The organism is Undibacterium sp. Xuan67W, from assembly GCF_049340165.1.
GTDB lineage: Bacteria > Pseudomonadota > Gammaproteobacteria > Burkholderiales > Burkholderiaceae_D > Undibacterium.
The window spans coordinates 25,712-51,653 of the sequence record NZ_JBMPPN010000001.1 but is presented as its reverse complement, the minus strand read 5'-3'; the positions used below and the strand labels follow the sequence as shown (position 1 = coordinate 51,653).

19 protein-coding genes are annotated in these 25,942 nt (G+C 48.6%); 14 read left to right on the top strand and 5 right to left on the bottom strand.

The window, feature by feature from the left end:
- Positions 1–11: 11 nt before the first annotated feature.
- Positions 12–1,001 carry a malate dehydrogenase gene (locus ACO0LE_RS00230; RefSeq protein WP_422958421.1) on the bottom strand — a complete coding sequence of 330 codons (990 nt, stop codon included), beginning with the start codon at positions 999–1,001 and terminating at the stop codon, positions 12–14.
- A gap of 478 nt (positions 1,002–1,479) precedes the next feature.
- Between ACO0LE_RS00230 and ACO0LE_RS00225 the strand changes: the two genes are divergently transcribed.
- The 13 genes from ACO0LE_RS00225 (at position 1,480) to ACO0LE_RS00165 (ending at position 15,627) form a co-directional block, all read left to right on the top strand.
- On the top strand, positions 1,480–2,283 hold the full coding sequence (locus ACO0LE_RS00225) for a GntR family transcriptional regulator (RefSeq protein WP_422958420.1): 804 nt from the start codon (positions 1,480–1,482) through the stop codon (positions 2,281–2,283).
- Between the two features lie 177 nt (positions 2,284–2,460).
- Complete coding sequence (gene sdhC / locus ACO0LE_RS00220; protein ID WP_422958419.1) at positions 2,461–2,868, top strand: succinate dehydrogenase, cytochrome b556 subunit; 408 nt, start codon at positions 2,461–2,463, stop codon at positions 2,866–2,868.
- Positions 2,869–3,237 carry a succinate dehydrogenase, hydrophobic membrane anchor protein gene (gene sdhD, locus ACO0LE_RS00215; protein WP_422958418.1) on the top strand — a complete coding sequence of 123 codons (369 nt, stop codon included), beginning with the start codon at positions 2,869–2,871 and terminating at the stop codon, positions 3,235–3,237.
- Positions 3,238–3,239: 2 nt separating this feature from the next.
- Positions 3,240–5,015, top strand: a complete 1,776-nt coding sequence (gene sdhA / locus ACO0LE_RS00210) for a succinate dehydrogenase flavoprotein subunit (protein ID WP_422956885.1) — start codon at positions 3,240–3,242, stop codon at positions 5,013–5,015.
- Positions 5,016–5,027: 12 nt separating this feature from the next.
- Positions 5,028–5,738, top strand: a complete 711-nt coding sequence (locus ACO0LE_RS00205; protein WP_422958417.1) for a succinate dehydrogenase iron-sulfur subunit — start codon at positions 5,028–5,030, stop codon at positions 5,736–5,738.
- Between the two features lie 131 nt (positions 5,739–5,869).
- Positions 5,870–6,151 carry a succinate dehydrogenase assembly factor 2 gene (locus tag ACO0LE_RS00200; RefSeq protein ID WP_422958416.1) on the top strand — a complete coding sequence of 94 codons (282 nt, stop codon included), beginning with the start codon at positions 5,870–5,872 and terminating at the stop codon, positions 6,149–6,151.
- Positions 6,152–6,218: 67 nt separating this feature from the next.
- Positions 6,219–7,526: a citrate synthase gene (gene gltA / locus ACO0LE_RS00195; RefSeq protein ID WP_422958415.1), complete on the top strand. Its 1,308-nt coding sequence runs from the start codon at positions 6,219–6,221 to the stop codon at positions 7,524–7,526.
- A 285-nt stretch (positions 7,527–7,811) separates the two neighbouring features.
- Positions 7,812–10,667 carry a 2-oxoglutarate dehydrogenase E1 component gene (locus ACO0LE_RS00190; protein WP_422958414.1) on the top strand — a complete coding sequence of 952 codons (2,856 nt, stop codon included), beginning with the start codon at positions 7,812–7,814 and terminating at the stop codon, positions 10,665–10,667.
- A gap of 68 nt (positions 10,668–10,735) precedes the next feature.
- On the top strand, positions 10,736–11,998 hold the full coding sequence (odhB, locus tag ACO0LE_RS00185) for a 2-oxoglutarate dehydrogenase complex dihydrolipoyllysine-residue succinyltransferase (RefSeq protein ID WP_422958413.1): 1,263 nt from the start codon (positions 10,736–10,738) through the stop codon (positions 11,996–11,998).
- Position 11,999: 1 nt separating this feature from the next.
- Positions 12,000–12,371: a PspC domain-containing protein gene (locus ACO0LE_RS00180; RefSeq protein WP_422958412.1), complete on the top strand. Its 372-nt coding sequence runs from the start codon at positions 12,000–12,002 to the stop codon at positions 12,369–12,371.
- A 79-nt stretch (positions 12,372–12,450) separates the two neighbouring features.
- Entirely contained in the window at positions 12,451–13,878 is a 1,428-nt protein-coding gene (lpdA, locus tag ACO0LE_RS00175) for a dihydrolipoyl dehydrogenase (RefSeq protein ID WP_422958411.1), read from the top strand.
- A 134-nt stretch (positions 13,879–14,012) separates the two neighbouring features.
- On the top strand, positions 14,013–15,110 hold the full coding sequence (gene zapE, locus ACO0LE_RS00170) for a cell division protein ZapE (protein WP_422958410.1): 1,098 nt from the start codon (positions 14,013–14,015) through the stop codon (positions 15,108–15,110).
- Positions 15,073–15,627, top strand: a complete 555-nt coding sequence (locus tag ACO0LE_RS00165; RefSeq protein ID WP_422958694.1) for a hypothetical protein — start codon at positions 15,073–15,075, stop codon at positions 15,625–15,627. The genes zapE and ACO0LE_RS00165 overlap by 38 nt, the downstream gene beginning before the upstream one ends.
- Positions 15,628–15,713: 86 nt before the next feature.
- Here the strand turns inward: ACO0LE_RS00165 and ACO0LE_RS00160 are convergent, their stop codons facing one another.
- A complete protein-coding gene (locus tag ACO0LE_RS00160) occupies positions 15,714–16,895 on the bottom strand; it encodes a pyridoxal phosphate-dependent aminotransferase (protein ID WP_422958409.1) in 1,182 nt (393 codons plus the stop codon).
- A 75-nt stretch (positions 16,896–16,970) separates the two neighbouring features.
- Positions 16,971–17,606, bottom strand: a complete 636-nt coding sequence (upp, locus tag ACO0LE_RS00155) for a uracil phosphoribosyltransferase (protein ID WP_422958684.1) — start codon at positions 17,604–17,606, stop codon at positions 16,971–16,973.
- A 308-nt stretch (positions 17,607–17,914) separates the two neighbouring features.
- Here upp and ACO0LE_RS00150 point away from each other — a divergent pair, with 308 nt between their 5' ends.
- Complete coding sequence (locus ACO0LE_RS00150) at positions 17,915–23,251, top strand: hypothetical protein (RefSeq protein WP_422958408.1); 5,337 nt, start codon at positions 17,915–17,917, stop codon at positions 23,249–23,251.
- Between the two features lie 215 nt (positions 23,252–23,466).
- Here ACO0LE_RS00150 and ACO0LE_RS00145 read toward each other — a convergent pair whose 3' ends face one another.
- Together ACO0LE_RS00145 and ompR are read right to left on the bottom strand one after the other, a co-directional pair.
- A complete protein-coding gene (locus ACO0LE_RS00145; RefSeq protein WP_422958407.1) occupies positions 23,467–24,819 on the bottom strand; it encodes an ATP-binding protein in 1,353 nt (450 codons plus the stop codon).
- A 116-nt stretch (positions 24,820–24,935) separates the two neighbouring features.
- Positions 24,936–25,697, bottom strand: coding sequence for a two-component system response regulator OmpR (ompR, locus tag ACO0LE_RS00140; protein WP_422956871.1), 762 nt, complete (start codon positions 25,695–25,697; stop codon positions 24,936–24,938).
- Positions 25,698–25,942 lie beyond the last annotated feature (245 nt).

Genomic DNA, 25,942 nt, shown 5'->3' with positions numbered 1-25,942 from the left:
CTCCTGATGGTTTAGCCTACCAGGTGTTTGACACCATCACGCTCTTCTTGCAATTCTTTGAGTGTGACGTTGATGCGTTCACGCGAAAACTCATCAATTTCCAAACCTTGAACGATGGAGTATTCGCCATTTTCTGTTGTGACAGGGAAGCCAAACATTGTGCCTTCAGGGATGCCATAAGAGCCATCGGAAGGGATGCCCATGGTTGTCCATTTGCCGTTTGTTCCCAGAACCCAGTCACGTACGTGATCAATCGCCGCATTGGCTGCGGACGCTGCAGAGGACAGGCCGCGTGCTTCAATGATGGCTGCGCCACGTTTGCCGACGGTCGGCAAAAATACGTCTTTGTTCCAGACCTGGTCGTTGATCAGATCTTTGACGGATGCGCCATCTGCAGTTGCGAAGCGATAGTCGGCGTACATTGTAGGAGAGTGATTGCCCCACACGCAGAGTTTTTCAATCGCTGCGACTGGCTTGCCGATTTTGGCGGCTACCTGAGACAGAGCGCGGTTGTGGTCCAGACGCAGCATTGCCGTGAAGTTTTTCGATGGCAGACTTGGTGCGGATTTCATTGCGATGTATGCGTTGGTGTTGGCTGGATTGCCAACAACCAGCACTTTGACATTGCGGGAAGCAACAGCGTCCAGTGCTTTACCTTGTACGGTGAAAATCTGTGCATTCGCTTCCAGCAGGTCTTTACGTTCCATGCCAGGGCCGCGTGGACGCGCACCAACTAACAATGCTACGTCGATATCTTTGAATGCGGTCATTGGATCACTGTGAGCTGTCATGCCGCTCAGTAATGGGAATGCGCAATCGTCAATCTCCATCATGACGCCTTTGAGCGCTTTTTGCGCTTTTTCGTCAGGGATTTCTAACAATTGCAAAATGACTGGCTGGTCTTTGCCCAGCATGTCGCCATTGGCGATACGGAATAAAAGGGAATAGCCGATTTGGCCAGCAGCGCCTGTTACAGCAACGCGCATAGGGGATTTTGCCATGATGCATCTCCGAGGTGGTGTAAAAACAATGTTCAAATCTAGCTTTTGCCAGCCATCATTTTGATGTGCTTGCCAAGCAAGTCAACACACAATGATACCGTTGAAAACGCAGAGAGTCAGCCAAATTCACGGCAGACTTCTGTTTTTTTGAGTTTGGTTCCGATCGGTCAGACTCACTCATTTGGGGATCATTCAGGTTTTGGGCTTTACTTTGATTGCGTTAGAACTATAGTGCTTGTTAGTTGTCTTTCTGATGCTGCGATGTTGACCTGCCAGTTTGGCGGGTCACAAAAATCTTTTCAGGTAAGCTGAAAATTTTTGCCGTCAAACGTCTTGGATGTTCTATTAAGTACTTTCGTACGGGAGTTTAGGTGGACTCGTGCTAAGTGTCAATGAATATCTTATGTCTTATATAAGACATATTAATTGATAGTTTGTTCTGGACTTGCCGAGCCTTTTTGTGGTGAAATTGCAGACTATGAATTCTAATGTGCCAACCTCAAATAACCAGAATAACACCGCGACCTCCAATATTGCAGGTAATGCTCATTCTGCTCCCGGCGCTTCACCTACTTTTAGTCCCCTTTATCAGCAAATTAAGGCGTTAATTACACAAAGCCTGCAATCTGGCGAGTGGAAGCCGGGCGAGTTGATTCCTAGCGAGATCGAACTGGCGAGTCGCTTTAAAGTAAGTCAGGGTACGGTTCGCAAAGCAATTGACGAATTGTCTGCGGAGAATCTGGTTGTGCGCAGGCAAGGGAAGGGGACATTTGTCGCGACTCATCATGAGGCGCGCGCGCAATTCCGTTTTTTGCGTCTGGTGCCGGATGAGGGGAAGCCACATTATCCTGAAAATAAAATTGTTGAAGTCAAGCGTCTGCGTGCACCTGCCGATGTAGCGAGGGCGCTTGATATTAAGTCCGGTGACTCAGTGGTGTTTATACGTAGGGTTCAGTACTTTTCAGGAGTTGCGACTATTTTGGATGACCTGTGGTTGCCTGGCGTTATTTTCAAAGGACTGACTGCGGAAAGGCTGAATGAATACAAGGGACCTATGTACGGTTTATTTGAGACCGAATTCGGTACGCATATGATCAGGGCGTCGGAAGAAATTCGCGCTGTTTGTGCTGATGACATTGTTGCTGAGTTGCTGGCGGTGCCGGCCGGCGCCCCTTTGCTGAAGGTGGAGCGCATTTCTTACACATATGGCGATAAGCCAGTTGAATTGCGTCGTGGTTTGTATTTGACTGCTCAGCATCATTATAAAAACGAGTTGAGTTAAGTAAAGTTTTCACGAGTGCATGGTCATGTTGACACATTGCATGTCAGCATGTGTAGCCGAAAATCGCAGTAAGATATAACTATTTTGTAGACGGATGTCTTTTTTGTTGGTGCAATGCACCAAAATAGGCGAAAATTATAAAGTTCATGTACAGACTAGTTAATGGGGAGATTATTCATGTCTGAAGTAGTAAAAGCCAAACCTCGCTTTGGGGTAATGCGGCTAATTGATGCGACCGGATACCGGCTGCCACTTGCCGGTTTTGTCTCGATTCTACATCGTGCCAGCGGGATGCTGATGTTCTTATTGATGCCTTTCATTTTGTACTTGCTTGATAAGAGCCTGACTTCGGAGCTGTCATTTGCTGTGTTGAAAAATTTCACTTCAGGTGTTTTTGTTAAGTTGGTTATTTTGGCGATTTCCTGGGCTTACTTGCATCATTTTTGTGCAGGCATCCGTCATTTATTTATGGATCTTCATATTGGCCTGAATAAGGACTCTGCTCGCAAATCTGCCGTCGGTGTGCTTGCGATCAGCTTGCCTTTGACTGCATTGGTTGCCCTGAAATTATTTGGAGTGTTTTAAATGGCAAACAACAACATTGGTCCTAATCGGCTCGTAGTAGGTGCGCATTATGGTTTGCGCGACTGGCTGGCTCAACGCGTTACTGCAATTGTAATGGCTGCCTACACCGTCATTTTGTTAGTTTTGTTTTTGACGGGTAATGATTTTAGTTATGAAGGATGGGCGGGAATTTTTGCTCATCAATGGTTTAAGCTGGCAACATTTACTGTGTTTATCGCTTTGTTTTATCACGCATGGGTTGGTATGCGCAATGTATGGATGGATTATGTCACGCATAGTGTTGCTTTGCGTCTTGTGTTTCAAGTTGCCACTATTCTGTGGCTAGTTGCTTGTGTCGGATATACGGCACAGATTTTGTGGAGAGTATAAACGTGGCAGCAATTAAACCCGCAATCCCATCCCGTCGCTTTGATGCGGTGATCGTTGGCGCAGGTGGCTCAGGCATGCGTGCTTCTCTGCAACTGGCAGAGGCTGGCCTGAACGTCGCTGTTTTGTCTAAAGTATTTCCTACCCGTTCGCATACCGTAGCTGCGCAAGGTGGTATCGGTGCTTCGTTGGGTAATATGTCAGAGGATAACTGGTACTGGCATATGTTTGATACCGTCAAAGGCTCTGATTACCTGGGGGATCAGGATGCGATCGAATTCATGTGCCGTGAAGCCCCAAAAGTAGTATATGAATTAGAGCATTTTGGCATGCCATTTGACCGTAATGCGGATGGCACGATTTATCAGCGTCCTTTCGGTGGTCATACTGCGAATTTTGGTGAAAAACCAGTCCAGCGCGCATGTGCTGCGGCAGATCGTACTGGTCATGCGCTTTTGCATACACTGTATCAGCGTAATGTCCGGGCCCGTACGCACTTCTTCGTTGAGTGGATGGCGATAGACCTGATTCGCGATGCGGATGGTGATGTGCTGGGTGTAGTCGCTCTTGAAATGGAAACTGGCGAAGTCATGATGCTGGAAGCGAAGCAAACGATTTTCGCTACCGGTGGTGCTGGCCGTATCTGGGCGGCATCTACCAATGCATTTATCAATACCGGGGACGGTATGGGTATGGCGGCGCGTGCAGGTTTGCCCTTAGAAGATATGGAGTTCTGGCAATTCCATCCAACTGGCGTGGCTGGTGCGGGTGTCCTGATTACTGAGGGTGTGCGAGGCGAGGGCGGTATTCTGGTGAATAGCCAGGGTGAGCGTTTCATGGAGCGTTATGCACCTACACTGAAAGATCTGGCGCCGCGTGACTTCGTTTCCCGTTCTATGGATCAGGAAATCAAAGAAGGTCGTGGTTGCGGCCCGAATAAGGATCACGTCATGCTTGATCTGCGCCATATCGGTGCTGACACAATTCAAAAACGTCTGCCGTCGATTCTGGAAATCGCACACAAATTTGCCAACGTCGATGCGACTAAAGAGCCGATCCCCGTTGTGCCGACAATTCATTATCAGATGGGTGGTATCCCGACCAATATTTACGGTCAGGTAATTGCACCTAAAAACGGTAGCAGCGAAATTGTTAACGGCTTGTATGCAATCGGTGAGTGCGCTTGCGTTTCTGTTCATGGCGCAAACCGTCTTGGTACAAATTCGCTGTTAGATTTGTTGGTGTTTGGTCGTGCGGCGGGTAATCACATCGTTGCAAGCAATTTGAAGACTCGTAGTAACAAGGATTTGCCAGCGGATGCAGCAGATCTGGCGTTGTCTCGCTTGGCTAAGCTGGAAACCAGCACAGGCACTGAACGTGTACAAGACGTTGCAAATGCGATCCGTAAGACGATGCAATATCACTGCGGCGTATTCCGTACTGATGAATTGCTGCAAGAAGGCGTCAAAGAAATTATGGAGCTGGATGAGCGTCGCAAGCATGTTTCGTTCAAAGATAAATCCAAAGTATTTAACACAGCACGTGTAGAAGCCTTGGAGTTGGATAACCTGATCGAAACCGCAAAAGCAACGATTACATCTGCCGCTGCCCGTAAAGAATCTCGTGGTGCGCATGCGCATCGTGACTACGAAAAACGTGATGACGACAATTGGATGAAGCATACTTTGTGGTACTCAGAAGGCAATCGCCTTGACTACAAGCCTGTCAATACCAAGCCGCTGACTGTTGAAACCTTCAAGCCAAAAGCTCGTACATTCTAAAGAGATATCACTATGGCACGTACATTAAAATTTAAAATCTATCGCTATGATCCGGACAAGGATGCCAAGCCTTACATGCAAGATCTGACAGTGGAGTTACAAGATACTGACAAGATGTTGTTGGATGCCCTCCAGCGCATTAAAGCGGATGTGGATGACTCTCTGGCGTTGCGTCGCTCATGCCGTGAAGGTGTCTGCGGCTCGGATGCGATGAATATCAATGGCAAAAACGGTTTGGCTTGCACCACAAACTTAAATGAGTTGAGTGAGCCTATCGTTTTGCGTCCTTTGCCAGGTTTGCCGGTCATTCGTGATCTGATAGTGGACATGACGCAGTTCTTCAAGCAATACAATTCCATCAAGCCTTACCTGATGAATGAGTCTATTCCTCCAGAAAAAGAACGTCTGCAAACACCGGCAGAACGTGAAGAACTGGACGGTTTGTACGAATGTATTCTCTGTGCATGCTGCTCGACATCTTGTCCTTCATTCTGGTGGAATCCGGACAAATTTGTAGGCCCGGCAGGTCTGTTGCAAGCCTATCGTTTTATTGCGGATTCGCGTGATGAGGCAACTAGCGAGCGCCTGGATAATCTGGAAGATCCATATCGCTTATTCCGCTGCCACACGATCATGAATTGCGTTGATGTTTGTCCAAAAGGTCTGAATCCAACCAGAGCTATCGGCAAAATCAAGGAATTAATGGTTCGCCGCGCAGTTTAGTGAAGAGTGCGGTCTGTTTGCAGCGCAAGCTGATCTAACTGACCGCTCTTATTTCATGCCATTTTCTTGAATGCCAAAAAATATATTCATGAGAATGGCATGAAATATGAAAATAAGTATTGAAAGTATTTATGTCTGAGTCAAAAGTTGATACCCACCAAAGCGATCCGGTCAAGCGAGCGAGACTCCGGTGGCGAGCAAGACGTGGATTGCTGGAAAACGATTTGATATTGACTCGTTTTCTGGATGGTCATGAAACGTCCTTGAGCGATGATGAGGTCGACGCCTTCAGCAGGTTGATGGAGTTGCCGGACAATACTTTGATGGATCTGATTCTGGCGAAAAAGCAACCAGACGCCGAAGTTGACCTGCCACATGTGCATGCCTTATTGGCTCGCTTGCAAATAGCCTGAAACAGAAAACGATTTTTCTCTCGCGTTTTTTTGATTAACGACTCACCTCTACATTGAAGGAAGAGCCATGACTAACTCTGAAACAAAAGCAACACTCTCTTTTTCCGATGGTTCCGCATCGTTGGAAATGCCGATTTACAAAGGCTCAGTTGGTCCAGATGTCATCGACATTCGCAAGTTATATGGTGCAACAGGTATGTTCACCTACGATCCTGGCTTTATGTCTACTGCTGCTTGCAACTCTTCGATCACTTATATCGATGGCGACAAAGGCGAATTGCTGTATCGCGGTTACCCGATCGAACAGCTGGCAGTTAATGGTGGCGACTTCCTGGAAACTTGCTATTTGTTGTTGAATGGTGAATTGCCAAATGCGACGCAAAAAACTGAATTCGTTGACACGGTGACTAAGCACACGATGGTTCACGAACAGATGCAATTTTTCTTCCGCGGCTTCCGTCGCGATGCGCATCCAATGTCAGTACTGGTCGGTACAGTAGGCGCATTAGCATCGTTTTATCACGATTCTCTCGATATTAATGATCCGCATCATCGTGAAGTATCTGCGATTCGTCTGATCGCTAAAATGCCAACGCTGGTCGCCATGGCGTACAAATATTCAATCGGCCAGCCGTTTGTTTATCCACGCAATGATTTGTCATACAGCGCTAACTTTATGCATATGATGTTCTCGACACCATGTGAGCCATATAAAGTCAATGAAGTACTGGTCCGTGCATTGGATCGTATTTTGATTTTGCATGCAGATCACGAGCAAAACGCGTCCACATCAACAGTGCGTCTGGCTGGCTCCTCAGGCGCAAATCCATTCGCTTGTATTGCTGCTGGTATCGCCTGCTTATGGGGTCCTGCTCATGGTGGTGCGAACGAAGCTGCATTGAGCATGCTGGAAGAAATCGGTAGCGTTGACAACATCCCTGAATTTATCGCGCAAGTTAAAGATAAAAACTCTGGTGTTAAATTAATGGGCTTTGGTCATCGTGTTTATAAAAACTACGACCCACGTGCCAAACTGATGCGTGAAACTTGTTATGAAGTATTAAATGAGCTTGGTTTGCAAGATGATCCATTGTTCAAACTCGCTATGGCGTTGGAAAAAATTGCGCTGGAAGATGAATACTTTGTTTCCCGTAAATTGTATCCAAACGTTGATTTCTACTCAGGTATTGTTCAGCGAGCATTAGGTATTCCAACTTCTTTGTTCACAGGTATTTTTGCCCTGGCGCGCACTGTAGGCTGGATCGCTCAGTGGAAAGAAATGATTTCTGATCCAGAGCAAAAAATTGGTCGTCCACGTCAATTATTTGTTGGCTCACCGAAGCGTGATGTCCCGCCGATTGATCAGCGCGGTTAATTGTAAAAAACATGAAAAAAAGCGAGTCTTCAAGACTCGCTTTTTTTTCGTACAATAAATATGCTATGCTTCGCATCGAATGTGAAATTTTAGATGTAATTTCACTTTTAATTCAAAAGCGTTATGTTTTTATAAATGTAAATGACGATTTTGACTTGGAAGTGAGATAGTTTGAAACCAGCCCTTCCCCACAACTTGATGTGCAATCCGCTAACCGGTCAGGCCGTGTCGCGGAAGGTTAGATTAACCCGCTAATCTCGCGAAACGCGAAGAAAGGTGAGCAAGATGATGCAACAATATAACGCCAACTCGTATTTGTTCGGCGGCAATGCGCCGTACGTAGAAGAACTTTACGAAGCGTATCTCAATAATCCCGGTTCAGTCCCTGATAACTGGCGTGCGTATTTCGACGCGATGCAGCACGTTCCTGCTGTCGACGGCTCAAGTAAGCCCGACGTTGCTCATGCACCCGTCATTGCTTCGTTCGCTGAACGTGCTAAACAAGGCCCGATTCGTACAGTCAGCGCAACTGCTGATGCTGAAATGGGGCGCAAGCGCGTTGCCGCTCAGCAATTAATCGCCGCTTATCGTTTCCTCGGTAGTCACTGGGCTAATCTGGATCCTCTGCAACGTCAGGAACGTCCAAGTATTCCAGAGCTGGAGCCAAGTTTTTATGGTTTCACCGATGCCGATATGGATATTCAGTTCAATATCAGTAATACCTATTTTGGACCAGAAACAGCGTCGCTGCGTGACCTCCTGAATTCTTTGCGTGATACCTATTGCCGTTCTATCGGCGCAGAATTCATGTACATCAGTGATCCGACGGAGAAGCGCTGGCTGCAGCAAAAACTCGAATCCATTCGCTCTACACCAGCATTTTCTGCTGAAAAGAAAAAACATATTCTTGATCGCCTGACCGCCGCTGAAGGTTTGGAACGTTATCTACATACTAAATATGTAGGACAAAAACGCTTCTCGCTCGAGGGTGGTGAGAGTTTCATTGCATCGATGGATGAAACCATTCAACGCGCTGGCGAACGAGGCGTAGAAGAAATCGTCATTGGTATGGCGCATCGCGGCCGGCTCAATGTCTTGGTCAATACCTTAGGCAAAATGCCACAAGACTTGTTTGCTGAATTTGAAGGCAAACATGGTGATGATCTACCTGCGGGCGATGTCAAGTATCACCAAGGTTTCTCCTCCGATATTTCAACTCCTGGCGGCCCGGTTCACTTGTCTCTGGCGTTTAATCCATCGCATCTGGAAATTGTTAATCCAGTGGTTGAAGGCTCTGTTAAAGCGCGTATGGAGCGTCGTGGCGACAAAGATGGTTCACAAGTTCTGCCTATTCTCGTGCACGGTGATGCGGCGTTTGCAGGGCAGGGCGTTGTGATGGAAACCCTGAATTTGGCGCAAACACGTGGCTACGGTACTGGTGGTACGATCCATCTCGTGATCAACAATCAGATCGGTTTTACTACATCAGATCCGCGTGATTCACGTTCGACCTTATATTGCTCCGATGTGGTGAAAATGATCGAGGCACCGGTACTGCACGTGAACGCAGATGATCCTGAAGCCGTCGTACTGGCAACGCAGATCGCCTTGGATTACCGTATGGAATTCAAGAAAGACATCGTCGTCGACATCATTTGCTACCGTAAATTGGGCCATAACGAACAAGATACGCCAGCACTGACGCAGCCTCTGATGTACAAAAAAATTGCTCAGCATCCTGGTACGCGCAAAATGTACGCAGACAAACTGGCGGCACAAGGCACGATTGCAGCCGAAGGCGGCGATCAGATGGTGAAAGCCTTCCGTGATGCGATGGATGCCGGTAAGCACACCGTTGATCCTGTTATTTCCAACTTCAAAAACAAGTATGCGGTTGACTGGATTCCATTCCTGAACCGCAAATGGACGGATGCTGCCGATACCGCAGTGCCTGCTTCTGAACTGAAGCGTCTTGCTGAGCGTATTACGACAGTTCCCGAAGGTTTCAAGCCACATAGTCTCGTAGAAAAAGTACTGGGTGACCGCGCAACAATGGGGCGCGGTGAGATGAATCTGGACTGGGGTATGGGCGAGCATCTGGCTTATGCATCTCTGGTTGCGTCTGGCTATGCGATTCGTCTGACTGGTCAAGATGCTGGTCGCGGTACATTTGTGCATCGTCACGCCGTTTTGCATGATCAAAATCGTGAGCGCTGGGATGCTGGCACCTATATCCCTCTGCAAAACATCTCTGACAAACAAGCACCGTTCACCGTCATTGACTCGGTACTGTCGGAAGAAGCCGTACTGGGTTTTGAATATGGTTACTCAACGGCAGAACCAAATACGCTGACGATCTGGGAAGCCCAGTTCGGCGATTTTGCGAATGGTGCTCAAGTGGTGATCGATCAGTTCATTAGCTCCGGCGAAGTGAAGTGGGGTCGTGCATCCGGTCTGGTGTTGATGCTGCCGCATGGTTACGAAGGTCAGGGTCCTGAGCATTCATCTGCTCGTCCTGAGCGTTTCTTGCAATTGTGTGCTGACAATAATATGCAAGTGGTTCAGCCGACCAATGCAGCGCAAATTTTCCATCTGCTGCGTCGTCAGATGATTCGCCAGTTCCGTAAGCCACTGGTCATCATGACACCGAAGTCTTTGTTGCGTAACAAAGATGCAGGGTCTCCTTTGTCCGAACTGGCAAAAGGCAGCTTCCATACGGTCATCGGTGAAGTTGATGAAAAGATTGATGCCAAGAAGGTCAAGCGCGTAATCGCCTGCTCAGGCAAGGTTTATTACGATCTGGTTAACGCTCGTAAAGAACGTGGTCAGACGGATACCGCGATTATTCGTGTGGAACAGTTGTATCCGTTCCCACATAAGAGTTTCTCAGCTGAGCTGAAAAAATTCCCTAATCTGGCTGAATTGATCTGGGCGCAGGATGAGCCGCAAAATCAGGGGCCTTGGTTCCAGATACAGCATAATATTTTTGAGAGTCTGGATGAAGGTCAAAAACTGGCATACGCCGGTCGTCCAGCCAGTGCATCGCCTGCTGTCGGTTACTACGACAAGCACTATGCACAACAAAAAGCATTGCTGGATACGGCATTTTCCAAGCTCAAGGGCTACGTCCTGACCAAATAACACTCAATAGTGAAACGCGGCGCAGCAGAAGCTGTTGCGCCCGATGACTATCCGAAACGGAGAAAAACATGGCAATTATCGAAGTAAAAGTACCGCAATTATCTGAATCAGTCGCTGAAGCAACTTTGCTGACCTGGCATAAAAAAGTAGGGGAACCAGTTGGTCGCGACGAGAATCTGATCGACGTTGAAACTGACAAAGTCGTTCTGGAACTACCTTGTCCAGAAGCCGGTGTTATTACGCAAATCCTCAAAGGTGATGGCAGTACTGTCGTCGCTGGTGAAGTAATCGCGATTCTAGATACAGAAGCATCCGCAGGTGCGGTTGCTCCTGCGGCTCCAGCCGCCGCTGCAACGGTAGCAGTCGATCCGGTTGCAGCAGCGATCAATAATCTCGCCGCAAAATCTGCAGCAGGTGTTGCGATGCCAGCAGCAGCGAAAATTTTGGCAGAAAATAATTTATCAGCCAGCGCTGTAGATGGTACCGGTAAAGACGGTCGTGTCACGAAAGGTGATGCACTGGCAGCAGTCGCTAAGCCAGCAGCACCAGCAGTTGCTCCGCTTGCAGCGCCTGCCGCAAGCAAACCAGCCTTGCAGCAAGTTGCTGCACCCGCTGCGATGAATCTCGGTGACCGCCCTGAAGAACGTGTGCCGATGAGCCGTCTGCGCGCGCGTATTGCCGAACGTCTGGTGCAATCACAATCGACTAACGCCATTTTGACAACTTTCAACGAAGTCAATATGCAGCCAGTGATTGACCTGCGTAACAAGTATAAAGATAAGTTCGAAAAAGAACACGGTGTCAAACTCGGCTTCATGTCTTTCTTCGTTAAGGCTGCTGTTGCGGCATTGAAAAAATACCCTATCATCAACGCATCTGTAGATGGCAACGATATTGTGTATCACGGTTACTTCGATATCGGTATCGCCGTTGGTTCTCCGCGTGGTCTGGTAGTGCCTATTCTGCGTAATGCTGACCAGATGTCGATTGCCGATATTGAGAAGAAAATCGGCGAGTTCGGCGCCAAAGCCAAAGACGGTAAATTGACTCTGGATGATCTGACTGGCGGTACGTTCTCGATCTCTAACGGTGGTACTTTTGGCTCTATGCTGTCTACGCCTATTATCAATCCGCCGCAGTCTGCTATTTTGGGTGTGCATGCAACGAAAGACCGTGCTGTCGTTGAAAACGGTCAGGTTGTTGTGCGTCCGATGAACTATCTGGCGATGTCCTACGATCACCGTATCATCGATGGTCGCGAAGCAGTATTAGGCCTGGTAGCTATGAAGGAAGCACTGGAAGACCCAGCTCGTCTGTTATTGGATCTGTAACATGAACCTCGCTGACGAAATCAAACGTCTGCATGAACTGCACCAGTCGGGCGCACTGACTGATGCAGAATTCTCGCAAGCCAAAGCCAAGTTGTTGGAAAGCCTGAATACAGCAAATGGCACCAATGCATCAGCTGGTGCTGGTTCATCCGGTAATAATTTTACTGATACGGACAAAGCATATATTCCCCTCAATCAGTTCCGGCGCTCAAAGTCGGATCAATGGCTAGGTGGTATCTGCGGTGGCTTAGGTAAATTTACAGGTTTGGAATCCTGGATCTGGCGTTTGGTATTTGTCTTGTTTTCTTTTTATTTTGGCTCTGGCCTGGTCGCTTATCTGCTTGCGTGGATTTTCGTGCCGGAAGAAGAATGAGTTGAAAGAAACAATGCAGCAAGGTAGTAACAGAATAAGAACAGAACAAAAACTGAGCAGATCACATTAGGAAATATTCATGAGTAAACAATTTGATGTCGTCGTGATCGGCGGCGGTCCTGGCGGTTATATTGCGGCAATTCGTGCGGCGCAACTGGGTTTTTCCACAGCTTGTATTGATGCCTGGACCAATGAAAAAGGCGGCCCGGCACCGGGTGGTACTTGCACTAACGTCGGCTGTATTCCATCTAAAGCACTGCTCCAATCGTCCGAGCATTACGAGCATGCAGGTCACTCTTTTGCTGATCATGGCATTGAAGTTAAAGGCCTGGGTCTGGATGTGGGGAAGATGTTAGGTCGCAAAAATACCATCGTGAAGCAAAACAACGACGGTATCTTGTTTTTGTTTAAAAAGAACAAAGTGACTTTCTTCCATGGTCATGGCTCTTTCGTGAAGGCTGATGCCGCCGGTTACGAAATTAAAGTCGCAGGCAAAACCGAAGAAACTATTGTCGGCAAGCATATCGTTATTGCGACAGGCTCGAACGCACGTGCTTTGCCAGGTGCTGCTTTTGACGAAGCTACTATTTTGTCAAACGAAGGTGCATTGAATATCGCTGAAGTGCCGAAGAAACTTGGTGTCATCGGCGCCGGTGTGATCGGTCTCGAAATGGGTAGCGTCTGGCGTCGCCTTGGTGCCGAAGTCACGGTACTCGAAGCTTTGCCGACCTTCCTCGGTGCGGTAGATGAGCAAATCGCAAAAGAAGCGCACAAACTGTTTGTTAAGCAAGGTTTGTTGATCAATCTGGGCGTCAAAATCGGCGAGATCGTCAACGCCGGTAATGAAGTGACAGTCAATTATGCCGACGACAAGGGCGTTGAGCACAAAGCCGTCTTCGACAAGCTGATCATCTCGATTGGACGCACACCGAACACCAATGGCTTGAATGCAGATGGTGTTGGCCTGAAGCTGGATGAGCGTGGTTTTATCGCTGTTGATGGTGATTGCAAAACTAACTTGCCTAATGTTTGGGCGGTCGGTGACGTCGTACGCGGTCCCATGCTGGCGCACAAGGCCGAAGAAGAGGGTGTTGCTGTTGCTGAACGTATTGCTGGTCAGCATGGCCACGTCAACTTCAATACGATCCCTTGGGTTATTTATACCTCTCCGGAAATCGCCTGGGTTGGCCGCACTGAACAGCAATTGAAGGCAGATGGTGTTGCCTACAAGGCAGGCACTTTCCCGTTCATGGCGAATGGCCGTGCCCGTGCATTAGGTGATACGTCCGGTATGGTGAAGTTCCTGGCGGATGCAACGACAGACGAAATTCTTGGTGTTCATATCGTTGGACCTATGGCGTCAGAACTCATTGCTGAGGCGGTTGTTGCGATGGAATTCCGTGCATCGGCAGAAGATATTGCGCGTATTTGCCACGCTCATCCATCCTTGTCGGAAGCGACGAAAGAAGCAGCGTTAGCCGTAGATAAGCGCTCGTTAAATTTTTAATATTTTTAACGTGTTGTAACGCGCTTTTCATGCCTTACTTCCGCAGTTAGTTTGTATTATTCTGCGATTCAAGCGCCGCTGACGGGACCATCCTGTCAGCGGCGTGTTCATATTGGTTACAGCGACGGTAGAGAATGAATGTTCTAGAGTTTTATCAAGATGCACTGAGTCGCCGGGGGTTTCAATCCGACGAGGCACAGCAGCGGGCAGTCGATCGTCTGCAGCAAGCCTACGATGAATGGGTGGAATATAAATCCAAGCGTGCCAATAAGTTGACCAGGCTGATCACGCGCCCGGATGTGCCGCGTGGCGTGTATATGTGGGGTGGCGTGGGGCGGGGCAAGTCGTTTTTGATGGATAGTTTCTATTCCGTTGTGCCTGTCGTGCGTAAGACCCGGCTACATTTTCATGAGTTCATGCGCGCCGTTCACCGGCAGCTGGATGAACTGAAAGGCGTTGCAGATCCGCTGGATGAAGTTGCCCGCAGGATTTCCAAGAAATATCGTCTGATCTGTTTCGATGAGTTTCATGTGTCTGACGTAGCGGACGCCATGCTCTTGTATAACCTGCTTAAAGCCTTATTTGATAATGGCGTGTCATTCGTCATGACCTCAAATTACCAGCCGGATACCTTATATCCTGACGGATTGCACCGCGACCGTATGTTGCCTACCATCGCCTTGCTCAAAGAGCGTCTGGACGTGTTGAATGTCGATTCGGGTAATGATTATCGCAAGAGAGCGCTGGAACAGGTTCAGGCTTACCTGACACCGCTCAACGCAGCGACTGATCAGGCATTGCGTACCGCGTTCGCCAAAATCGCTGAAGCGGTTGATGAGGATGTGCGCGTGAATATCGAAGGGCGTGATATTAAAGCATTGCGTCGTGCCGGCAGTGCGGTCTGGTTTGACTTTACTACTTTGTGCGGTGGTCCGCGTTCGCAAAATGATTATCTCGAAATCGCCAGCCGCTTTCATACCGTCATTCTCTCGTCGATTCCACGGATGTCTGCAGCGATGTCGTCTGAAGCGCGTCGTTTTACCTGGCTGATCGACGTATTTTATGACAATAAAGTGAAGTTAATCATGTCCGCAGAAGTTGCGCCTGAGGAGCTATATACTCAGGGTACTTTGTCGAATGAATTTCATCGCACCGTTTCACGCATTATCGAAATGCAGTCCAAAGAATATATGGATGCCGATCAGCGACATACCGCTGACGCAATTGCCTGATCGCTGCTTAAGCGTCTTACGGACCGAGCTTGCCAAAGTTGTTTATCAAATCATGAAAGTATTTTTTATGGCGGTTATGTTTTTTTCCGGCTATGCTCGCAGGACGGCGCTGTCTTGCGTGGTGATCCTTGCAGCTTTGTTGAGTGTTAGCGTGCAAGCGCAGTCTCCTGGGCACTCTGCGCAACAGTCTATTGGTATATCGCTTGAGGATTTGTCCGCTCAGATTACTAAGCTGGATTTGCGTTATGCGCCGACCACAATACAAAGTGTGTTTCTCGCTGAGACGGCGCTAGATGAGGTGCAGCCTTTGCAGAAACAATTGCAAAGTTGGTTTCTGGTCGCTGAACGGGCATGTTACGAACATTTTTTTGTGAATGCCTGTCTGGATGATGCAAAGCTGATGCGACGTAAGCACAATGTGATTTTGCAGCGTGTGTCGATAGAGGCAAAAGCGTTTTTGCGTAAAGATCATATTGAACATCTGGATAATGAGTTAAAACTCAAAAACACTCAATAATTACTGTGAATAGGGGAGTATAGGCAAATATAGTGCCAATTCCGCACTATTCATAAGGTGTTCTAAATATACTTCGCCTGAGTATCTTATATTGCCTGTAAACGTTTCAATGCGGCATGCAAGGTGTTTTCTTGCTTTGCAAAGCAAAAGCGAACGATCCTTGATTCTTTGCCGTGCTGGTAAAACGCCGACACCGGAATCGCCGCGACACCCACCTCACTCGTCAGCCAGCGCGCGAAATGCAGCTCTGATTGCTCCGATACAGCGGAGTAATCAACGCATTGAAAGTAAGTGCCTTGCGCGGGCAAGAGTTTGAAACGCGAATTCATTAAACCATCTCTGAACAAGTCCCGTTTTTGCTGGTAAAACGCGGGCAATTCTACATAGGGTGAGGGATTCGCCAGAAAATGTGCCAACCCGACTTGCATTGGCGTGTTGACGGTAAAAACATTGAACTGATGCACTTTGCGAAACTCGCGCATCAAGGCTTCTGGCGCGGCAACATAGCCGACTTTCCAGCCTGTTACATGATAGGTCTTGCCAAAACTGGAGATAATGAAACTGCGTTCGGCAAGTTCTTCATGGCGGCATAAAGACTCATGGCGTACGCCATCAAACACCATATGTTCATACACTTCATCCGAGGCGATCAGGATTTTGGTATCACGGACGATCGCGCTCAATGCCTGGATATCCGCCGGATTCAACACAGACCCTGTAGGATTGTGCGGTGAGTTCAGCATGAGCAAGCGAGTTTTCGCTGTCATGCTGGTTTTCACTTTGTCCCACGGAATCTGATAACCCTCAGGTCCCAGCTCCATCGATACCAGCACTGGCACGCCGCCTGCCAGGCGTATTGAAGGCACATAGCTGTCATAGGCAGGTTCAATCACGATGACTTCATCACCCGGATGTACGCAAGCCAGTAATATCGTCAAAATCCCCTGCGTTGCCCCCGCTGTTACCGTGATTTCGCTCTCAGTATCGTATGCGCGGCCATACAGGGCCTTGATCTTGCGGGCGATTTCAGCCCGAAAGACAGGAATACCCGCCATGGGTGGATATTGATTATGCCCATCCAGCATCGCCTTACTGACAGCGTCAATCAGAGAAGGATCACAATCAAAGTCAGGAAACCCCTGACCTAGATTGACCGCTTTCTTCTCTGCTGCCAGAGCGGACATGACAGAAAAAATCGTCGTACTAACCTCTGGCAATTTCGATACAGGCACAAAAGCAGCAGAAGATGCAGTAAGGGATGAAGTCATCTGGTAGATTAAAAGAGGTAATCGCCGTATGTGTTGCTATGTATGCGTTTGTATAGTGAAAACTTAACTGGAAGCTTATTTTGTACCAAATAAACGATCACCAGCGTCACCCAGTCCCGGTACGATATAGCCATGATCATTCAGGCATTGATCAACCGATGCCGTGACGATAGGTACATCTGGATGGGCGGCCTGCATGACTTTGATACCTTCCGGAGCTGCCAGCAGGCAGACGAACTTAATAGTCGTCGCGCCGCTTTTTTTGATGCGGTCGATGGCAGCAATTGCGGAGTTACCTGTTGCCAGCATAGGGTCGACGACGATGACCAGTCGGTCTGCGATGTCTTCCGGTACTTTAAAGTAATACTCGACTGGTTCCAGTGTAGCCGGATCGCGGTAAAGACCGATATGGCCTACACGCGCTGCAGGTAAAAGGTCCAGCATGCCGTCCAGAATGCCATTGCCAGCGCGCAATACTGAGATGACGCACAGCTTCTTACCACTGATTGTCGGCGCTTCAATCGTCGCCATCGGCGTTTCAATCGTCACGCTCTCCAGTGGTAGGTCGCGAGTAACTTCATATGCCAGCATCTGGCTGATTTCGCGCAACAAGCGGCGGAAATTGTCCGTCGTCGTGTCTTTGCTGCGCATAAGTGTAAGTTTGTGTTGCATCAGAGGGTGTCTGATTTCGGTCACGTAGTCTGACAAGATAATTCTCCGTAAATTGGGTGTTCAGTCTGTGTTCAAAATGAACCAGCCGCTATTTTACGTCCACGAGCCATTTATGTGAGCCAAGCTGGCAATTCTTTTTCAGGCAGATAGAACCAAAAAAATAGCCGGGATCGTATTCACAGCATTGCTGACATGCGGAGTACAGACTGCTTGAGCAAATCTTGCCAATATAAATTTGGGTCAATGTCTGCCATTTTTCGGTGACCTGATGATCCGCTAATAATGGAATTAGACTAGTTTTCCAGTTCTGCTCCCTCAATTGTTTGCAAATGATTCAGTGATAATCCATGTTCAGAAGTTCCGGCGAGCCGCCGCACTCAGCGCAGTTCGCAGTCGGCCATCAGGAACGGTTATCAAATCAGGAGCAGGATATGGATGCGAATCAAACATTGTTAAACAGATTATCCCTGGGCTTAGTGCCTATGGACGCTGGTCAACGGGATGATTTTCACACTTCTGACGAGGCGCTGGAATCGAATTCCCGCATCGACGTCAAAGGTATCCGGCAGGCGATTGCCCGTGTTGAGGCTGAGGCTCGAGCAACTGTCGCTGCCGAGACACGGCTGCACGCAGAAGCCCGCGCCCGTGAATTGGCAGAAGCGCGGGCGGAAGCCGAAGCAGAGGCCGCCAATCTTGCTCAGCAAAAAGTCAAGCTAGAAGAACACGCCATAGCCGGCACCCATGCACGTCTGATGGCTGAGCGTCAGGCGCGTGCCGCCAGTCAAGCCAGAATCGCCGCCGTCAACCAGGAAACACAGGATTTGCAAGAACGCGCCCGACTAGAAACATTGGCACGTGAGCAGGCAGAAAAGCGCTCTAAACTTGAGCTCGAAGCTAAACAAAGGGCAGCTGAGCAACTCCAGGCTGATACCGAGATCAATGCCAAAGCAAAAACTGCGGCAGAGAGACTAGCGAAAGAAACTCAAAACGCACGTAATTGGGCCGCAGAACGTTTTGCGGCGTCCCAGTCGGCCAAAAACGAAGCCGAAGAGCGCGCCCGTGCAGATGCTCGTATCACTGAGCTAGCCAGAGAACGTGAGCGTCGTGATAAAGATGCGCGTGAAACGACTGAAATGCTGGCTAAGGTGCGCAGCGAAGCGCTCAAAGTTAGCAAAGAGCGTGACCAGGCAGAAGCAATGGCATTGGAGTTTGCGATCAATCGCGCCCCGGCTGAAGTTCGTGCCCGCGAAGACGCCTTAGCGCGTGTCGCGGTTGAGCAAGAACATGAAGCAATCGCTCAGGCGCGTGCCGAATCCGATCGCCGCGCTGCGGCCGCAATCCAACTCCGTATGCAATCGGAGCTGGAATTACGCAATGCCTCTGCCAGGCGCGAACAATCTGAAGTCGTCGCCGCTGCTACCGCACAAGCGCGTCGCGACGCAGAAGAGCGCATACAGCGCGTTACCGAACAACGTATCCAGACCGAAAAAGAGCTACAAACCCAGGCGCTGATTCGTATTGAAGTCGAGCAACAAGCCGATGCCGAAACCCGCACTAGGCTAGAGGCAGAAGCCGGTGCAGCGGAGCAGGCCAAGCAACGACGCATCGCAGAACAACATGCAGCGAAAGTCGCCCAGCAGCGCGCTCAGGAAGAGCAGCGTGCCATGATGCTGGCCAAAGAGCGCAGTCTGATCGATCAACAGGCAGAGCAAATCGCCAGAGAGCAGGCCGATTCAGAACAACAGGCTTTGAAGGCATCGACATATAAAGCCGTCGAGTTGAAGAAAGCCAATATTGCCTCTGCCATCAAAGCACGCAACGCAATGGAGTTGGCAAAAACGGAAAAAATGCGTGCAGACGCAGAAGAAAAAGCCGCTCAGGCCTTGCAGGAAAAGCTAATTCTCGAACAGCAAAAAATAGATGAGGCACATGCCCGGGCGAAGGCCGAACAAACGCATGCAGAAATTTTACGCATGCAAAAACAGGCAGAGCAGGTCGCACGGATCGCACATGAAACCAGTTGTCAGGCAGAGAAATTGACCTTGGAGAAAACCATGGAACAAGTCGAATTGCAACAGCAACTGGCTGCCGCCCATGTGCAGAAAGAACAAAAAGCTAGTGAGCTTCTGGTTGTGCAGCAACAGCGTACACAAGACGAAATCAAAGCGCTTGATGTGGTACAGGAAAAGCTTCTGGTTGAGCGCAAGCGTGCGACTGCCGTGCAAGAAGTATTAAAGCTGACGCAAGAAAAACTGGTGATTGAACAAGTCGCGCAAATAGAAACCGAGTCACGCTTGCGTGCTGAGCAAGAAGCAAAAGAAATCGCTCAGGCCAAAGAACAATCTGAGCGTGAGCAGCGATTGGCGCTGGAAGCGGCAGCTACGGCAGAAAAGCACGCCTTGGAGCAAACCCGCGTGCAAACCGAAATGCAACGCAAAGCAGCGAAAATGGCGTTAGTAAAAACCCGTCAAGTAGTTGAAATGACCAAGCTTGAGCAAGTACGCTTTGAAGCGGAGCGTGATGCTGCGTTGGCAGCGCAAGACAAGCTTGAGGCTGAAAAGCAAGTCGCCGAAGCCGCGCTGGCAAGTGCTCAGGCAGACCGTGAACACACGGCTTTGCTGGAAGCGCGTCATCAGCAAGAAGTCGAGGCGCGCGAGGCACGTCAGCGTCTGATTCAGGCGGAGCAGGTACGCCTCGAAAAAATCACTGAACATGCCGAATTACAAAAACAAACTGCCGCCGCTGCACAGCTCAAAGTCAGTGAACTGCTGGAGTTGCAAAAAACCTTAAAGCAACGTGCCGAATCCGAACAAAAAGCGCTCGATGCGGTTCAGCAAAAACTGCTCGCGGAAAAGCAATTATTGGCAGAAATAGACGCGAAAATTGAGCTGGAGCGCGAACAAGAAGCAGCGCATCTGGCGCGGTTAGATGTCGAAAAGCAAGTTCGCTTGTCGGTAGAAATCAAGTCTAAGGCCGAACAAGAAGCACTGATGCAAGCACAGGCAACAGCCGCAGCAGAGCAAGAGGCTGCCATTGCCGCTGAGGCACGTGCGATGGCGGCAATTCAATTGACACGGTTGGAAAAAGAAAAAACGCAATCGCAACAAAGTGTATTGGCGGCATTGCAAGACAAACTTGCTCTCGAAGAGAAAAAAGTGTTTGCACTGAAAGAAGAAAATCAGTCACAGCAAGAACGTCTGGCCGCCGAAAAATTAGCGTCCGATGCAGCAATCGCGAGAGCGGATGCTGAGAAGCAAGCCAGCATCCTTGCTCAGGCTCGTGCCGCACTTGAACAGAAAGCCAATGCCGCAGCCGAAGCGGATGTAAAAGCACAAAAAGAATTGCATGAGCAAGTAAAAATCTATGCTGATACGAAGCATAAGGCCCATCAGCTAACTGTCGAAAAAACGCATAAATTAGCTGACCTCGCTCTGGCTGCTCGTCAGCGAGTTGACACTGAGGAGGCGTTATTAGCTGCTACTGAGGCGAAATTGCTTGCGGAGCAGAATGCGTCGGAACAAACCAAGATTAGATTGCTCGCAGAGCAGGCATTGGCACAATTTGCAGAGGCGCATCTGCAAGTGGAAACAACGGCAAGAGAAGCTGCTGTTGCGACTTTGCGGACTAGTGAATTACTGTATCAGGAGCTTGCTGCGCAAGCTGATGCTGAAGTATTACTGCATCAACTGGCGGAAAAAAATCTGGTCGAGCAACAAGCCTTGTCTGACTTAATCGCAGAACGCAATACGACAGAGATCGCTTTGCAGTCAGCAATACAGGAACGGGTAGATACCGAAACTCGTGCCCTGGTTGCAGCGGAAACACGTCAGCAAACAGAGCAAGAAAAACAAACGTTGGCGCAGTCGCGCTTACAAGCCGAGCAAGAAGCTATCGCCAGTATTGAAGCGTTTAATGCCGAGGAAAAAAACTGGCTGGAAAATTCGATAGAAGAGTCTCTTGTTAAACGTCAGGCTGCCGCTGCTTTAGAAGAAAGAAGCCAGTTGTTGTTGGCCTCTGCAGCAGCAGAGCGCGAGCGTCTCAATGCAGAGCAAGAACTGGCAGTGCAATTACAGGCAAAACTCGATGCGGAAACGATTGCACAGCAGCAAGTGATGGAGCGTTTGCAGGCGGAACAGGAGTTTGCTCAAGTCGCTCAGCAACGCGCTGAGCAAGAGACAATGACAAATCTTTATGCCCAAGAATTGCTAAGCGCAGAAAATGCTTTGTTCGTAGCCTCAACTCAGCATACCGAGGCAACACAGGCGGCACTTGTCGCTACCGAGAATAAAGTTCGTGAAGCAAGCGAACTGGCTCGCTTAGAGAATGAAAAAGCGGCATCAGAACTACAGCTCGTCAGCGTCCTTCAGCAAAAACGTGTCGCGGAACAATTAATTGCGGATCAGGCAGCACAGCGCTTGCAAGCTGAACATGACTATCTTGCCGTGTGCCAGCGCAAGGCACAGGCTGAGCAGGATGCACGTGAAGCTGCGCAGGCAAAATATGTGGCAGAGCAAGAAGCGCTGGTCCTGGCACAACAGTATGCACAGACGCAGGCCCAGCATGCGGCAATGGCACAAGCGCATGCTGATGAACTTCTGACCTTGCAACATAATGAGTTACAGGCCGCTGAACTGGCTCAGAAAAATCTCATTGCAGTGCAAGAGCAGAATCAATTACATGCTGAAGCAATCCGGACTAACGAGCTGGCTCTGGAAGCGATCGAACAAAAAATGGCGTTTGAAAAACAGTTGCTTAGTGAATCCGAGCAGCGTATGCAGGCAGAGCAAGAGTTATGTCTACAAAGTCAGCGTCGTATGGAGGCAGAACAAGCCGCCATCCTTGCTGCGCAAGAAAAGCTCTTACTAGAAGCTCAATTGACCCAAGCTGCGGAACAAGTGATGCAGGCGCGCGCGCTAGTTGAGCAAGAACTGGGCAAGCAAGAGCAACTGCAGGCCGAACTGCTCGCTGCTGATCAAGAACGCCTGCAAGCGCAGCAAGCGATTAACGACACATTAGAAAATCAGAGAGCCGTTGATGAAGAATTGCATCAACAAGTCTTGCAACGTATCGCTCATGAGCAACGAGTGCATGAGTTATTGCAAGAGAAATTGATGGCTGAGACTAAAGCAGCCGCGATGGCAGACGCTGCCAAAGTGGAGGCGGAAGAAGCTTTAGAGCTGGTGCAGCATCAGTGTGAAATATCCTTGATACAAATGCAGAACGATCAGATCGCTAAACAGCAAAAAGCGGAAGATTTACGTTTGCAGTTAGAGCAAGAACATGTGCATGCAGCTACGGTCGCCAATGAATTAATTCATCGTCTGTCAAAAAATCAGGCGCAAAGTGCGGTCTGGCGTGAACGTGCACAGGAGATGTTGGCGCTGGCACCTGTCGCAATAGAGATTCCCATGAATTTCAATGAGTTTCAACAGGCTGCATTGCCAGGTTTTCGTTTGCGTACATCTGTTCTTGCAGGCGTCTTAGCTTTTGCCGGTGTTGCAACTGCCGCAGCCTGGGGTAGTTTAAGTTTTCAACAGACTTCGCATGCAGCAGGACTAGAGATCAATAAGCCTGTAACGACATCCCTCAGCGTTTATTCGCCTCAGGTAAGCCCTGCCATGGCAGGTGGTCAATTACGCTTATCTTATGAGTTGGGCACCTCGAATGACGCGAACAAAAAATAAAATCGAAGGCGTGAATCCAAAAATAAATAAACTTATTTAAATAGATTATTTATTTAAACGAATCTATTTAATTGGAACATGATGGTGCTAAAGCGAACGCTTTAGCACCATTTTTTTGCGTGCTTAGTTCTGTTGTATATCTGATATATCTGAGATATCTGAAATCTCTCAATGGTATGTATTTTCAGATGGATATATGCATTTTTGAGATTATCTTAGCTTGAGGGGAGGGCGATCAGGATGACGAAACCACCCTTGGCGTGATTCGAGATACGCAGGCGACCCCCATGACGTTTAATGATCTTCTCAACAATTGCAAGACCCAAACCAGAACCATTGGCCTGGCTGCGTGACGTATCCGCTCGGGTGAAAGGCCGCATTAAGCGTGAGATGTCTTCATTCTCCACACCGACTCCATAGTCACGCAAATTGATGTAAAGGCCTTGTTTTTTTTCTTTATTTTTGTAGGTGCACTGAAGGTCTATTTTGACAATATCTGTACCAGGTGTTTTGCCATAACGACGGGCGTTTTCAATCAGATTGTGGAACACTCGCTTCAGCTCGACAGCGTTACCCGATATATGGATATCAGCGGTAATCGCCGAGCGAATCTGTACGTCGTGTAGCCGCGAGGATTCTTCTACGACACGTCCCAGCAGCTCACTCAGATTGATCGTGTCAAAAGTTACTGTAGCCAGGGGTTTAGCATAATCTAGGAATTGACCAATAATGTCATCCATCTGGCCAAGATCACTTTGCATGCCTTGGCGCGAATCATCAGATAAAGAAGCCATTTCTACTTCAAGCTGCATTCGGGCTAACGGGGTTCTGAGGTCATGTGAGATACCTGCCAGAATGATGGCACGGTCAGACTCGATACGCTCCAGATCCTCGACCATCCGGTTGAAACTGTTATTTGTCTCCTTGATTTCCTTTGGGCCTTTTTCAGGGAGAGGCTGCGGGATTTTGCCTTTTGCGAGCATGCGCGCCGCATTACTGATACGTGCAAGTGGGTCGTTAATCAATTTTGAGATAATTGCTGCGCCGATGAGCGTAAGGAATAAGGTGACTGCCGCCCATCCTAATACTTGTATTCCCGTCGTTTGTTCAATCCGCTCCTGATCAAGGCGCAACCAGTATTGATCTTCGTCGATGTCGAAACTGATCCAGAAGCCATCAACGTCATTCATGTTTTTTGCAAAACGCGTTGCTTTACCTAATTTTCGCTGAATCGCCACACGTAATTCTTCAAATGCCGGCGTCGCGTCCTGCTCTTCAATATCGTCAGTGTCTTCTAGTAAATACACACGGATGCCGTCATTGCTCGCAAGATCGAATAATAATTCGCGTCGTTTATCTGGTGCCGAATGGGTTAGGGCGGCACGAGTGATTGTGACGATAGAAACGACTTGTGCGGCAATTTGCTGTGTGCGGGGCGCACGTTCAACCATGCGAAAGCTGGCGAACCAAGTGGCCATGCTACCCATCACCAGGATAGCAAGGAGGAAAAATGTGCGCCAGAAAAGGCCACTTCTCAACCATTCAAAATTGTTCAGATAAGAGCGCATTGAATGGTGAGGTAGTGGAAATATAGTAATAATAGTAGGGAGAAAAAACTACATCGTGGCAGCCTGCATGGTCAAATTAGATATATCGGTTGCAGACCCATATGACAGCGTTTGATTTAGCGGGATTGCCCATCTGGAATAAAGACATAACCCAGTCCCCAGACCGTTTGAATGTACAAAGGATTTGACGGATCTGGTTCAATCAGTTTGCGCAAACGCGAGATTTGTACGTCTAAGCTACGGTCAAAGACTTCATATTCACGGCCACGGGCGAGTTCCATCAATTTTTCACGAGATAGAGGTTGTCTAGCATGGCGCGCAAATACTTTTAAGACAGAAAATTCGCCAGTAGTGAGTCCAATGTTTTCTTGATTTTTCTTCAAGGTACGGGTTGCAAGATCCAGGACGAAGTCGCCGAACTCGAATGTCTGCGGGCCTTCTGATGGTGCTCCCGGCAGTTCATCTGGGGCTTTGCGACGCAATACGGCATTGATACGGGCAACTAATTCACGAGGGCTGAATGGTTTTGGTAAGTAATCATCCGCACCCATTTCCAGCCCAATGATACGATCAACCTCTTCACCTTTCGCCGTGAGCATAATGATCGGCGTCTGATCTCCGGCACCGCGCAGTCGACGGCAAATTGCCAGTCCATCCTCCCCGGGTAGCATCAGATCGAGCACTAATAGGTCATAGCGTTCTCTTATCCAGAGTTTGTTCATCGCCTGTGCATTTTCGGCACTGACAACATTGAATCCCTGTTCGGTCAGGTAACGGCGTAACAAATCCCGTAATCGCACATCGTCATCAACGACTAAAATTTTCGCTTTGTTGCCATTGCTATTGAGGGAATCAGAAGAGGAATTTATAGTATTCATGCTCGTATGTTACCGTCAGAAATGGGGTTGATTGGTAAAAATTGTTAATGGATTACAAACTGTTACAGACTTTACTGAATTGCTGCGTAGTGTGGATATAACACCGCATAAACTCAATTCAAGTAATTAATTAGCTGCTCATCGATAAATTTAGGCTTAGAATTTCGCTTGAATCATAACTTACTAAATGAATTGCCTGAAAGAGTGGCTCCAATTTTTTTGACTACCTTGTTTTTATAAATCTG